This is a genomic window from Pseudarthrobacter sp. PvP004 (assembly GCF_017876035.1).
In the GTDB taxonomy this organism is placed as follows: Bacteria; Actinomycetota; Actinomycetes; order Actinomycetales; family Micrococcaceae; genus Arthrobacter; species Arthrobacter aurescens_A.
On the sequence record NZ_JAGINL010000001.1, the window covers coordinates 1,718,964 to 1,731,332 of the forward strand.

Below are 12,369 nucleotides of genomic sequence, written 5' to 3' on the forward strand. Positions count from 1 at the left end.
GGCAGCAAGGAGCCTTCCGGCCCCAACGCAGGATTTCATGCATTCTTCGAAAGGCATTGGTGAACGAATCCGAACCTCCTGAGCCCCGCCAGCCGAAACCTGAAGTGCGGATCCCGATTGATGACCTGTTGAAGGACTTCGTTGGGCGCGCCGGGGAGCTTTTGCAGGCACAGGAACGAACGCGGGGTCTACTCGAAGCAGTTGTCGCCGTAGCGGAAGACCTGAGTCTGGAAGCGGTGCTGGACCGCGTGGTGACCTCTGCCTGCCAGCTGCTTGGGGCACGCTACGGTGCGTTGGGCGTCATTGGCGAGGACAACGCGCTCAGTCATTTCATCACCGTGGGGATAGACGGCGAGCTCGCCAAACGCATCGGCCCCCTCCCGACGGGGCACGGTGTACTCGGCCTGCTCATCACCGAGCCTGCGCCACTTCGCCTTCACGATCTGGGCCAACACCCTAAAGCCTATGGATTTCCCCCACACCACCCGCCCATGAAGTCGTTCCTCGGAGTTCCCGTGCGGGTCAGGGACGTGGTGTTCGGGAACCTCTACCTAACCGAAAAGGATGGTGGTGGGGACTTCACCCCGGAGGATGAGGACCTTGCCGTGGCTTTGGCTGCGGCGGCTGGCGTGGCAATTGAGAACGCCCGGCTGTATGAAGACGCCAGACGTCGGGCATCCTGGCTCGAGGCCTGCATGGACGTCACTGGAAGAATGCTCGGCGGGGGCCAGACGGAGCAGGCTGAGGACTCGGCACTGGACCTGATCGCTGGAAGGGCTTTGCAGGAGTCCGCATCCCGTCTCGCCTTGATTCTTGTCCCCTCTTCACCGGGAGGGCCGTATGTAGTGGCGGGTACGGCAGGGGAACCCGGCGCTGAGTTCGCTGGCATGTCATTGCCCATGGAGGCCCCTGAAATTCGAGGAGTCGAACGAAATGGGAAGCCCGTTTGCCTGGATGATTCCAGGGAACTCCTCGGTATTGCGGGAACTGCAGGGCCAGCGAAGCTCCTGATCATCGACCTCAGCGCCCAAGGAGCCCATCATGGCCTCTTGGTCCTGGCCCGTGATCCAGACAAAGGAAACTTTTCCAAGACGGATGTGGAGATGGGGGCGGTCTTCGGCTCACACGTGGCACTAGCTTTGGCACTGGAACGTATCCACAGGCTCCGTGAACAAGTGATGGTGTTCTCGGACCGGGACAGGATCGCCCGGGATCTCCACGACCTGGTGATTCAACGGCTTTTCGCGGCAGGGTTGAGTATCCAGAGCCTCCGCCGTTTTACGACGGGCGAATCTGCCCTGAACAGGATCGACTCCGTCACCGAAGAACTGGACACCAGCATCCGCGATCTCCGAAACACCATCTACTCCCTTCAAGCCAGCACCCACGAACGGGAACCGTTGAGCGGCCGCATCCTCCAATCGATTCAAGCGGGTGCCAAATCCTTGCCCTTCGCGCCCCATCTGACGGTGGCCGGCCCCGTTGATTCTCTGACGGACGAAACCATGATCAAACACCTGCTGGCTGTTGTCTCAGAGAGCCTCAGCAATGCGGCGCGCCACTCAGCAGCCCAGTCCATCAATGTTTCCGTGGCTCTGCACGAAGGCCGGCTGACCCTTGAAGTGGTGGACGATGGATGCGGATTCAAGGATCCCGCCCCGGGGAACGGGCTAACCAACATGGCTCACCGGGCAGCAGAACTGAAGGGCACCTGCACTATCACCAGCGCACCAGGCAAGGGTACGTCGCTGGTATGGTCGATCCCGTTGGGCTGATCCCTCAGCGCAGGTTTCCAGCGTCCTCTCCGGGCGAATGGGCCATAAAGACCGCCGCCTGGGTTCGGCGTTCAAACCCTAGTTTGGCCAGCAGGGACGAGACGTAGTTTTTCACCGTCTTCTCTGCCAGGAGCATTTCCTCGCCAATCTGGCGGTTGGTCATGCCTTGTCCAACGAACTCCAGGACCTTGCGCTCCTGCGGTGTGAGGGATGAGACTCGGGGATCCTGCTTCTTCGGCTCCGTGAGGCCCTGGATGATCCTTGTCTTGACGGCCTCATCGAACAACGACTCGCCTTTGGCTGCCTTGCGCAGGGCACCCAGCAGGTCCATTCCTCCGATTTCCTTCAGGACGTACCCGGCAGCACCGGCAAGGACAGCCCCGCGAAGTGCCTGTTCGTCGTCGTAACTGGTGAGGATCAGGCAATTCAAACCCGGGTCAACGGAGCGAACGTCCCGGCAGACCTCGATTCCGGTGCCGTCGGGCAACCGTGCATCCAGAACAGCGACATCGGGACGCAATGCGGGAATCCGGCGCGTCGCTTCTTCCGCCGAACCGGACATGCCCACTACCACGAAACCTTCACCTTCCAAAAGTTCCTGGAGGCCTCTGCGAACCAACTCATGGTCATCGAGGATGAAAACGCGGATTGGTTCTCCGCGGGAAACGCCGGTGCCTTGGCCGGCTGTTTCTGGGCGATCCATGATTCTCCTGTCCGGCGGCTGATGGCCGCGATGTCGAGAGCTTGTGTTGGCGACTCTGCCAAATTCTTGCTGACGGCCGGCACTGCCACAAGGGCCCAAGGACCCTGCCGGTGCGTGTGACTTTAGGCCCTGTTGGGAACGTGCCTTTGTACCGACGCTGGAAGAACGGGAGACCCGAAACCGCTCGCAGAATGTGGGCGGCCCCGGCATCGAACAAATGAAGGAGTATCGATCCCCATGAAGAAATGGACGCGTTGGCAGGACTACACCGTGATCGGCGCCGGCGCATATGCAGCTCTGTCTGTTCTGTGGACCACACAAGCCGGGTCGTCGACGGCGATCATGGTTACGTTGGGACTCTTGCTGGTCATTGGAGGAGTAGTGAACCTGGCGATGCCCGGAATGCCGGTCGCTGAGTGGGCCCAGGCAATCGTGGCAGTAGCCCTCCTCCTGGCTCCTTGGGTGGGTGGCTTCACCTCCGCAACGGGCGCAGCATGGAGTGCTTGGATCCCAGGGGCGGTGGCCTTGGTGGTGACAGCCCTGGCGATCCGGCCAAGCACTGAGGAATACAGGCATCACCATGTGGCGTCTACGCCATAAACGCCAAAGCACTGCTTGGCGCCGCGTCACCGCGCGGCGCCAATGGCTTCATGGCAGTGAACAGCCCTCAACGGCCCGGCCTTGGTTCACCCCGTGGAGCCGTACCCTGCCTTAAGGATGGAGCATCGGCATGGCCACCAAAAACCCCGCAACGCTGCGCTTTCTTGGCGCCACGGATACCGTAACTGGCTCCCGCTACCTTGTGGACTTCCACGGAACACGAATCCTGGTCGACTGCGGGCTGTTCCAAGGCTACAAACGCCTCCGCTTACTGAACAGGCAGCCTTTTCCTGTCTCCCCTGCATCCATCGACGCTGTCTTGCTGACGCATGCCCACTTGGACCACACAGGGTACGTTCCCAGGCTCGTGAGGGATGGTTTCAGAGGTCCCGTCCATGCCACACACGGGACCACCGAACTGTGCAAACTCCTGCTGCCAGACAGCGGACACCTGCAGGAAGAAGAGGCCAGGTACGCCGACCACCGTGGATCGTCCATCCACACTCCTGCCTTGCCCCTGTATACGGCGGCAGATGCAGTGAAGTCGCTCAATAGTTTCCGCCCCGTTGAGTTCGACGAGGCCCTGGACCTCGGCAGCGGCGTCGAGGCCACTTTCGTGCCGGCCGGTCACATCCTGGGAGCGGCGCAGCTACAGATCCGGGTGGGCGGCAACTCCGTTCATTTCACCGGCGACCTGGGCCGCGACGACGACCCGCTCATGTATCCTCCCCGGGAGCTTGAGGCCGTCGACGTGTTGGTAACGGAGTCCACCTACGGCAACAGGACCCACCCAGCCGGTAGCTCTGAGGTGGAACTCGGCGAGGTGGTTTCCCGAGTGGCGAAGCGCAGCGGAGTCATACTGATCGCGGCATTTGCCGTTGGCCGGGCGGAGACACTCATGCTTCAGTTGGCGCGGCTTCGCCGAAAAGGCCTCATTCCGGATATTCCCGTGTATCTCAACAGCCCCATGGCCATCGATGCTTCCTATATGTATCAGCAGCATCCGGACGAACACCGCCTTCACCCGGATGAATTCAAGGACATGTACCGGGTGGCCACTATGACCCGCTCGGCGGACGACTCCAAGCTCCTTAACCTCAGGGGTGGACCCATGATCATTATCTCCGCCAGCGGGATGCTGACGGGTGGCCGGATACTGCATCACCTTACGGCTTACGGCAACGACCCCAACAACGCGATTGTCCTCAGTGGTTACCAGGCCGCCGGCACCAGGGGCGCAGCGCTGGCGGCTGGTGCACGAGAACTGAGGATCTATGGGCAGGACGTCAGGATCAAGGCGGAGGTGGTCCAGCTGGAAGGCTTTAGTGCACACGCCGATTCGGACGCCATTATCCGCTGGATGCGGTCAGCCCCACAGGCGCCACGGATGACGTACATCACCCATGGCGAGCCGGAAGCATCTGACGCGCTTCGCCTCCGCATCAAGCACGAATTGGGTTGGAAGGCACGCGTCCCGGAGTACCAAGAGACCATCTCGATCGACAGACCGGAATAAGGACTTCCGGCACTAACCGGCACTAAGAACACGGTACAAACTGGCAACAAGCCCCGGCTGACGTCCGGGGAACCCATCAACGAAGAACGGGCCCAGCCATGAATGAAGCAATTGTCGTCGGTGTCAACGATTCCCCCAGCAGCGAGGCCGCCATGCGGTGGGCCATGCATCGAGCGGCCAGCTTCAAGCTGCCGGTACAGCTTGTCCATGCCGTGGATGACCGCTGGGCGTACGATTCTGTGGGGTACAACGAGTGGATCCGGGAATCCGGCGGCAACTTTCTTGCGGCTGCGAAGGACCGGGCTGCCAAAATAGAGCCCACCGTCAATGTCACCACCGACCTCGTCTCCGGTGGAGCCGGCTACGCATTGGGCAAAAGGTCAAAAAAGGCCGCCATGGTAGTCATTGGTTCCGGCCATGGTTGGGCTGGCGGTTCCCTGACCGATCGCGCTTTACAGATTGCAGCCGTTGCGCGTTGTCCCGTAGCAGTCATCGGTGAGCACGACATGACACACCGCAAAGGGATTGTAGTCGGCGTGGATGGTTCCGAAGAGTCCACACAGGCCGTCGCTTTTGCCGCGGCAGAGGCCGACCGCCAGGGCCAAGAGCTGACTGTCCTCCATGCCTTCCTCACACCAGAACCATGGGTAACCCGCAATGTACCCCACACCAACTACTTCGAGGTCATCACGGAAGAAGAACGGGTGGTCTTGGCCGAGACTGTTGCTGGCTTAGCAGATAAGTACCCGGATTTGGTAGTGCACCAGGTCCTCGATACCCACACACGGGCCGCCGAAGCACTGCTCGCGGCCGGGGCCACTGCACAATTGCTGGTGGTCGGCAGCCGCGGACGGGGCAGCTTCAAACGCCTGCTGCTGGGCTCGACAGCGCACGCGGTTCTCACCAAATTGCCCTGTCCAACGATTATCACGCGGATCAGCCCGGTCAAGCACTCCGACTGAAAGCAACGGCTGTACCCTTGGCTGGGTATGAAAGTGCGGGCTCACCGGTTCTCCCGGCAAGCCCGCACTTTCTGCTTGCCGACTAGGCGAGGTAAACGTGCTTGCCTGTAATGATGGTGGGCTGGATGCAGATGAAGAGGCTTCTGTCCCCACCGGCCCACGGTTCTGCCGTCATGTGACCCCAGAGGCGCGTGAGTGACTCCCGGTCAACAACATGGGACGAGGACCCGCTGACCAACACCGACCACCCTTCGCTTCGATCAGCCCTGGCATCGTCGATCTGGAAAGATGTCTGCATGCGGGCCACCGGCGCACCAATCAAACCTCCGAGGGAGGTGCGGAAGTAGATGGCATGATCGTGAACCAGGTAGTTGACAGGCAAAATCATCACCCTGCCATGGTGGACGAATCCAATCCGACCTGTGTCGTGCTCACGCAGCCTCTCCCAGCATTGCACCTCACTGAGTTCTTCGCTGACGTGTCGGGCACCATCGATGCGTGCAGGTTCTTGGCTGGGCACACTCATTTTCATGCTTCCTTTTCGGGGGTGTGCACTACAAGAACGGGGCAATGGGCGTGTGCGACGCAGGCCGAGCTGACCGATCCCATCAATAGACCGTCGAATCCGCCGTGGCCACGCCTGCCCACCACTACCATCCCTGCTCCGCGGCTGGCTTTGATCAGTCCTTGCCGAGGATGGCCTTGTTCCAGATGGGAAATGACGTTGTCCGGCACGTCGATCCCGAAGGCCTTTTCGACTGACTCCTTCAGGACTTGCCCTGCAGCCTCCTCAAATCCCGTAATCCCCACGGCCACATAACCCTCATAGACTGGCGGGAAATCCCAATACGCAATTGCCTCAACGGTTGCCCCCAAGGCGACTGCCAAACGTTGGGCTTCGCGGAGCGCCTCGATGGACGGCTCCGAACCATCCACCCCTACAACAATCTTCCCTGGTGATCCGTCCTTGCTCATCTTTGTCCTCCTGGCGCTTGTGACTTTCCTTCCTGTCAGAATGCCGTGAACAGACAGCATCGAACAGGGCCGAAGGTCACAGTGGAGACCCCGGTGTCCGTTGCCTTCGGACCGAACCTCGTTTGAGATGAGCAGGCTTCCCACCCCCTTTCCTGCAGGACCTTTGACTCTTGCTGCCGGATCACATCTCCATCACGCTCATTGCATGGCAAACATGATGAAGGCGTGGTGGGTGGGAAGGCCAGGAAGCACTTCGACTCATCCGCTAGAGCAAGGGACCAAGCACGTGCCGATACCTGACAAGGGCGAATTGCTGGTCAAAGTCACCGTGTGTGGAGTCTGCCGCACGGACCTGCATCTGGCTGAAGGTGACCTCCCTCCGCGCCATTCCCGGATTGTTCCAGGTCATGAAGCTGTGGGAATCGTCGTGGAATCAGGCGCTGGCACGGGTAGGTTTGAAGCCGGCGACAGGGTGGGTGTCGCATGGCTCGGCAGCACATGCGGTACTTGCCGCTATTGTCAGCGCGGCGCCGAAAACCTGTGCAGCAGACCGGTTTTCACGGGCTGGGACCGTGACGGCGGCTTTGCGGAAATGATGACAGTCAGAGAGGACTTTGCCTACGCTATTCCTCCCCAATTCAGCGATGAGGAGGCGGCGCCGCTCCTTTGCTCCGGAATAATTGGCTACCGCGCCCTGAAGCGGGCTGCCCTTCCCCCCGGCGGCCGCTTGGGCATCTACGGGTTCGGAGGCTCAGCCCACCTAACCGCGCAAATCGCAATCCATTCAGGCGCGTCGGTCTTCGTCATGACACGATCGGAGGAGGCGCAGGTTTTGGCCCGGAACCTGGGGGCAGAATACGTCGGCGGTGCATTCGACGCTCCCCCCGTGAAGCTGGACTCAGCCATTCTCTTCGCACCGGTCGGTGACCTGGTTCCAATCGCGATGAGGGCGTTGGACAGGGGCGGAACTCTGGCGGTTGCCGGCATCCATCTCTCCGACATCCCCTCGATGAGCTATGCCGACGAGCTCTTCTACGAGAAGCAAGTCCGCAGCGTCACCGCCAACACGAGGGGTGACGGAACGGAATTGCTTGCCCTCGCAGCGGACATGCCATTGATTCCCACCACCACGGCATATGCCTTCGCAGCAGCTGACCAGGCATTGGACGACCTCGCGAATGACAGAATCACTGGAGCTGCTGTGTTGAGGATTTCATTACGGGTCAGCGTGCTCTGGGCTTTAGGTCTTCTTTCTTTTAGCGAACCGTTTCTCAAGCTTCGCTTCCGCGTCCTCGCGGCGTTTTCCCAGCCGGAACAACTGCTGAACCAACGGATTCTGTGGGATTGAACGGACCCTTCCGCGTTGCGTTTGCCGGCCCTGATTGCCCGTCGCTGGCTCAACCGCCTCAGAGGGGCGTTGACGTCCGACCGGATCCGGATTCTCAGAAATGTGTTCGATCTTCATTCGGCAGCCCTGCTCATCCGCCCATTCGCAGGAACCCGGCTGCCTGCAGGTTTCGTGTCGGCTGGCGTCATAGGCGAACAATGGTCCTGGACCAAGCCCATCCCTGCACACTCACGGACATGGGAGATGCCCTGCACCGCGGAGTCCTTGTCTACGTATGAGCACGAGACTGCGAGTTCCCGCCCCTCGGAGTCCACCAGCCGGAACCGGACATTGGCCTGGCCGTCCGTAAAAAGCTCAAAGATCCCGTTCATGGGCCCGCCCCTTCTGCACTTGCTGATCACGGCATCATCGATCCCCCATGCCTTCCATGAGCATGCCCGCAAACAGAGATCCGTCGTAAGGGCCGGAAGTCCCGCTTCTGCTTCCTTAAAGCGAGCCTCCAGAAGAACGGTCAACAGATTCCCCAAAGCCGATGCCAGGGGCACATCGGTGATGTCGGTGCCGTTCAGGCAGAGCATGATGCCCCACTTTTGCTCAAGCGCGAGATCGACCGCATCCAACCCCCAGCGGGTGGCAAGAAACCCTGTCAAGAGCCGCGGGTGCACCGGTAGCTGATAGCGCGATCAGTGAAAAGCGATGCAAAGCTATGCCGGCAAGCGTCCAGGCGCGCGTTCTCGCCCGAAACGTTCAGGAATGCCTCCTATTGCCCGGCAATGCTTAGTGACTTTCGGCCCTGTTTCCTGATTCCGGCACCACACATGCTGGGAGGGAAGGCAGGAGGCACACCATGGCTCTTTCGGAGTTCGAACGGCTCGAACTGGAGAAGATTTCACAGGCGCTCCTGGAGGAGGACCCCAGGCTGGCAGCACTGATGAGCTTCGACGAGATGAATCGGCGCCGCTGGAAGGGCATAAAGCGAGGCGGCCTCGCTGCTCTTGCCGGGCTCGGATTGCTGCTGGTGAGTTTCCCGTTGGGCAGTCTGGCACTGGGTGTGCTGGGTTTCCTCATCATGGGCGGAGGAACGTACTTGGCAACCGTTTTTATAGGTGACCGCCCTCTTCGCGGGAAGCCGCGTTCCCGGACAAACGCCCACGAGAACAAGAAGGAACAGTCATGAAAGCACTCGTCGTTTATGATTCCGGCTTCGGCAACACGAAGTCAATCGCTGAGGCCATTGCACAGGGCCTCAGCTCGCTCAACGCGAAAGTGTTGCCCGTCGGACAACTCCGATCCGAAGATATCTCCGTCGGTGACCTGTTGGTGGTGGGAAGCCCCATCAATGGTTGGCGTCCCACACAGAAGACAATGGAGGCCCTGTCCCGCCTTGGCAGCCGTGGGCTGTCCGGAGTGGTTGCTGCCGGCTTTGATACGAGGGTCAAGTTGTTCATCCACGGTGATGCGGCCAAGAAGATCACGAAAACCTTAAAAGACGCCGGAGCCAGCATTGTTGCCAAACCCATGGCTTTCTACGTGAAAGGAACCGAGGGCCCCCTGCTTGACGGAGAGACCTCCCGCGCAGCTGCGTGGGCTGAAGAACTCCTGGCAAATGCCAAAGCCTATGGAACCCGGAGGAGTGCGTGATGGCCGGGTGGCTTGATCCGAGCAAGATCATTGTCGGCGTGGACGGGTCCGAAGCATCGGTGGAGGCACTTCGGCAAGGACAGCGCATTGCCATGGCGCTCGACGCACCACTTGAAGCGTGGGGGTGCTGGGAGATGCCACTGGGATATGAGGGATACCTGGCCATGGGTGTAGACGGCTTTGCCCATGATGCCGAGGAGCGACTCGACAAGGCAGTGGCCGAGGCTTTCGGTACTGACAAGCCCAGGAACGTCAGTTCCCGCCTCGTTCAACGTTCGCCCCGGGCAGGGCTTGTTGAAGGCAGCAAACATGCGTCACTACTTGTAGTAGGCCGGCGCGGTCACGGTGGATTTGGCGGACTCCTCCTTGGTTCGGTCAGTTCGGCCTGCGTCGCGCACGCGCACTGCCCGGTTCTGGTGGTCCACTCCCCCGAAAAGGGTCAATGAGATGACCACCGGGCAGATGTCCGTCCCCTCAGCTCCAGGGCGACCGGCGGCCGGCGCGCCTGCTGTAATCGAGGCGGTGGCGCTGATCAAGACATACGGGAACTATCATGCGCTCAACGCCATGAACCTGAGGGTGCCCGCGGGTTCCGTCTTCGGTTTCCTAAGGTTGAACGGGGCTGGCGAAACCACATTGCTCCGTGTCATGAGCGGACTTTCCCGGGCGAGTTCGGGTTCATTGCGGCTTCTGGGCGAAGACGCGACGACGAGCACGCCGTCGATCCGTGACGGCATAAGCTACTTACCGGATCACCCCGCGTGCGAGGGTGCGGAAGCCCTTGCCGGAGTCCTCGGACAACAGGACTGGGCGATATCAGTCCAGTCCCGACCGCGAGGCGAAGAAGTCCGGGTCTCGGATACAGCAACCGCGCAGCGGGAAATCCCCCTCCCGATCAGCAGGCAGGATACGGGTCTCATTCGCATGGAAAACGCTGAATCGGGTCATGAAGAGGTCTTCCTGGAGCTTGTCGGAAAGGGGAACCAGTGAGCACTTTCTCAGTCCTGACGTCCAAGGAAGGCCAGAAAATCTTCCGGACGTGGCGGATCTGGGGGCAGTGGAAAAAGAACCTCTCACAAATCGTCCTTTTCACCATCATCATCAAGCCATTCATGCACGCCATGTTAATCACGGTCGTGTTTGCCTTGGGGACCCTCACCACGTGGTTCGTCACCATCGCGACCTTCGGGCCGGCAGGCGTACCCGGGATCGCAGCCACGATTGCCGCTGCCGCAGCCCTCGGGGTTGCTTCCCTGATCTTCAACCGAAAAGAACTCTAGCCATGAAAAAGCCAGGTCATATCGTCCTTCTTGTTGTGGGCATAGTTCTTTCCTTGCTCGGCGTCACTATGGCAGCGGCGGGTGCGGCAGCGGCATGGCTAGCCTCTTCCCAAGACGACGGAGCCTTCTTCACCTCCCCAACAGAGCGGTACACGGTTTCGTCCCGCGCATTGGTCTCCCCCCAACTCGATGCTGTGGGCGAGGGCACCCCCGAAAGGCTTCCCTTCGACGTCGGAACCCTCAGGCTCCGGGCCACTGCGACGGAGGCCGGCCGTGAAGTTTTCATCGGCATTGCACCCCAAAACGAGGTGGACGGGTACCTCGCCGGCGTACATCACACCGAGCTGCGTGAAGTGAAATTCCAACCCTTCCGGCCTGTCTACAGGGATGTTCCAGGATCATCGCCCCCCGCAGCGCCCGGGGCGCAGCAGTTCTGGGCAGCATCAGCCTCCGGCCCTGGTGAGCAGGAGCTCACGTGGAACATCGCCCCCGGTAATTGGACGGTTGTGGTGATGAACGCTGACGCCAGCGGCGGGGTCTCCGCAGATCTGCAAGCCGGTTTCCGTTCGGACCTCATCAAGCCCGCCGCAATGGGCCTGCTGTTCGCCGGCGTGCTGGCCATCCTTATCGGCGTGCCTCTGTTGGTGCTGGGCGCCGTAGGTCTGGGCCGTGCCGGAGGATCGCCCGGGCAGCCCCCTTCGACATCCGCGGCAGCACAAGGCCCCGCACCGGCAAGGGCCATGAGTTCACCGCTTCATTTCACCGGCCAACTGGACCCCGCTCTGTCGCCCTGGATGTGGCTGGTGAAATGGTTCCTCGCCATCCCCCATTTCTTCGTGCTGTTGTTTCTCTGGTTCGCGTTCGCTGTCACCAGCATCATTGCCTGGTTCGCCATCCTCTTCACGGGCCGCTACCCGTTGTCCCTCTTCCATTTCAATGTGGGCGTCCTCCGATGGAACTGGCGCGTGGCCTTCTACGCTTACGGCGTGGGCGGGACCGATCAATATCCGCCGTTCAGTCTCTCCCGCACGGACTATCCGGCGAACGTTGAGGTGGATTATCCGCCGCGCCTGTCGCGGGGCCTGGTTCTTGTAAAGTCCTGGTTACTGCTCATACCGCACTTGTTGATCGTGGCAGCATTCACGGGGACGGCGACGTGGGCTTGGAGAACCCAGGACGGACCCGCCGGCGTGATCAACGATCGCGGCGGAGGACTGTCCTTGCTGGGTCTGCTGGTCCTCATCGCCCTGATAATCCTGTTGTTCACCGGCAGCTATCCGCGCCCCCTGTTCGCCTTCATCATGGGCATCAACCGATGGGTCTACCGCGTGCTCATCTACGGGGCCCTCCTCCGCGACGAATATCCGCCGTTCCGCCTTGACCAGGGTGCGTTCGATCCCGAACCACTGCAGCCCACGAACGCTGACGGAAGGGCCAACCAGCCGTGAACGACGGCCACACAACAGCAGTAGCCTTGACGCCGCGAAGAAGCGCACGACGGCGAGCGGTCGCCGTCGTGGCTTGGCAGCCATGGCGGTGCTCGCCGCGGGGCTGACACTGTTGATCGCA

15 protein-coding genes and 1 pseudogene are annotated in these 12,369 nt (G+C 60.8%); 11 read left to right on the forward strand and 5 right to left on the reverse strand.

Annotated features, from left to right (window positions below; translation table 11 throughout):
* The first annotated feature begins 59 nt into the window (after positions 1–59).
* Positions 60–1,775: a GAF domain-containing sensor histidine kinase gene (locus J3A64_RS07780; protein ID WP_210063978.1), complete on the forward strand. Its 1,716-nt coding sequence runs from the start codon at positions 60–62 to the stop codon at positions 1,773–1,775.
* Positions 1,776–1,779: 4 nt separating this feature from the next.
* On the opposite strand, the gene J3A64_RS07785 is transcribed toward J3A64_RS07780, so the two are convergent.
* On the reverse strand, positions 1,780–2,478 hold the full coding sequence (locus tag J3A64_RS07785; protein ID WP_014921641.1) for a response regulator transcription factor: 699 nt from the start codon (positions 2,476–2,478) through the stop codon (positions 1,780–1,782).
* Between the two features lie 237 nt (positions 2,479–2,715).
* Between J3A64_RS07785 and J3A64_RS07790 the strand changes: the two genes are divergently transcribed.
* From J3A64_RS07790 to J3A64_RS07800, 3 genes are all read left to right on the forward strand, one after another.
* On the forward strand, positions 2,716–3,078 hold the full coding sequence (locus J3A64_RS07790; protein ID WP_014921640.1) for an SPW repeat protein: 363 nt from the start codon (positions 2,716–2,718) through the stop codon (positions 3,076–3,078).
* A gap of 130 nt (positions 3,079–3,208) precedes the next feature.
* Positions 3,209–4,594 carry an MBL fold metallo-hydrolase RNA specificity domain-containing protein gene (locus J3A64_RS07795; RefSeq protein ID WP_210063979.1) on the forward strand — a complete coding sequence of 462 codons (1,386 nt, stop codon included), beginning with the start codon at positions 3,209–3,211 and terminating at the stop codon, positions 4,592–4,594.
* Positions 4,595–4,692: 98 nt separating this feature from the next.
* Complete coding sequence (locus J3A64_RS07800) at positions 4,693–5,556, forward strand: universal stress protein (RefSeq protein ID WP_210063980.1); 864 nt, start codon at positions 4,693–4,695, stop codon at positions 5,554–5,556.
* 82 nt (positions 5,557–5,638) lie between these two features.
* Here the strand turns inward: J3A64_RS07800 and J3A64_RS07805 are convergent, their stop codons facing one another.
* Positions 5,639–6,082, reverse strand: coding sequence for a pyridoxamine 5'-phosphate oxidase family protein (locus J3A64_RS07805; protein ID WP_162486144.1), 444 nt, complete (start codon positions 6,080–6,082; stop codon positions 5,639–5,641).
* A 2-nt stretch (positions 6,083–6,084) separates the two neighbouring features.
* The gene (locus tag J3A64_RS07810; protein ID WP_210063981.1) at positions 6,085–6,531 is read right to left on the reverse strand and encodes a universal stress protein; all 447 of its coding nucleotides are present in this window, start codon (positions 6,529–6,531) and stop codon (positions 6,085–6,087) included.
* A gap of 217 nt (positions 6,532–6,748) precedes the next feature.
* Here J3A64_RS07810 and J3A64_RS07815 point away from each other — a divergent pair, with 217 nt between their 5' ends.
* Positions 6,749–7,879, forward strand: coding sequence for a zinc-dependent alcohol dehydrogenase family protein (locus tag J3A64_RS07815; protein ID WP_286176615.1), 1,131 nt, complete (start codon positions 6,749–6,751; stop codon positions 7,877–7,879).
* A 113-nt stretch (positions 7,880–7,992) separates the two neighbouring features.
* On the opposite strand, the gene J3A64_RS23650 is transcribed toward J3A64_RS07815, so the two are convergent.
* On the reverse strand, positions 7,993–8,529 hold the full coding sequence (locus tag J3A64_RS23650; RefSeq protein WP_286176222.1) for a YegP family protein: 537 nt from the start codon (positions 8,527–8,529) through the stop codon (positions 7,993–7,995).
* Positions 8,530–8,531: 2 nt separating this feature from the next.
* A pseudogene (locus J3A64_RS07825) lies at positions 8,532–8,639 on the reverse strand (PEP/pyruvate-binding domain-containing protein); the annotation flags it as partial.
* Positions 8,640–8,726: 87 nt separating this feature from the next.
* On the opposite strand from J3A64_RS07825, the gene J3A64_RS07830 reads away from it, so the two are divergent.
* Genes J3A64_RS07830 through J3A64_RS07855 form a run of 6 tightly spaced genes read left to right on the forward strand, consistent with a single transcriptional unit; the run spans position 8,727 to position 12,248 of the window.
* Entirely contained in the window at positions 8,727–9,056 is a 330-nt protein-coding gene (locus J3A64_RS07830) for a DUF3040 domain-containing protein (protein WP_014921633.1), read from the forward strand.
* On the forward strand, positions 9,053–9,520 hold the full coding sequence (locus J3A64_RS07835) for a flavodoxin domain-containing protein (RefSeq protein ID WP_210063982.1): 468 nt from the start codon (positions 9,053–9,055) through the stop codon (positions 9,518–9,520). The genes J3A64_RS07830 and J3A64_RS07835 overlap by 4 nt, the downstream gene beginning before the upstream one ends.
* Positions 9,520–9,966, forward strand: coding sequence for a universal stress protein (locus J3A64_RS07840; protein WP_014921631.1), 447 nt, complete (start codon positions 9,520–9,522; stop codon positions 9,964–9,966). The genes J3A64_RS07835 and J3A64_RS07840 overlap by 1 nt, the downstream gene beginning before the upstream one ends.
* Position 9,967: 1 nt before the next feature.
* Positions 9,968–10,510 carry an ATP-binding cassette domain-containing protein gene (locus tag J3A64_RS07845; RefSeq protein ID WP_210063983.1) on the forward strand — a complete coding sequence of 181 codons (543 nt, stop codon included), beginning with the start codon at positions 9,968–9,970 and terminating at the stop codon, positions 10,508–10,510.
* On the forward strand, positions 10,507–10,800 hold the full coding sequence (locus J3A64_RS07850; protein WP_210063984.1) for a hypothetical protein: 294 nt from the start codon (positions 10,507–10,509) through the stop codon (positions 10,798–10,800). Before J3A64_RS07845 ends, J3A64_RS07850 begins: the two co-directional genes overlap by 4 nt.
* 2 nt (positions 10,801–10,802) lie before the next feature.
* A complete protein-coding gene (locus J3A64_RS07855) occupies positions 10,803–12,248 on the forward strand; it encodes a DUF4389 domain-containing protein (protein WP_210063985.1) in 1,446 nt (481 codons plus the stop codon).
* Positions 12,249–12,369: the final 121 nt, after the last annotated feature.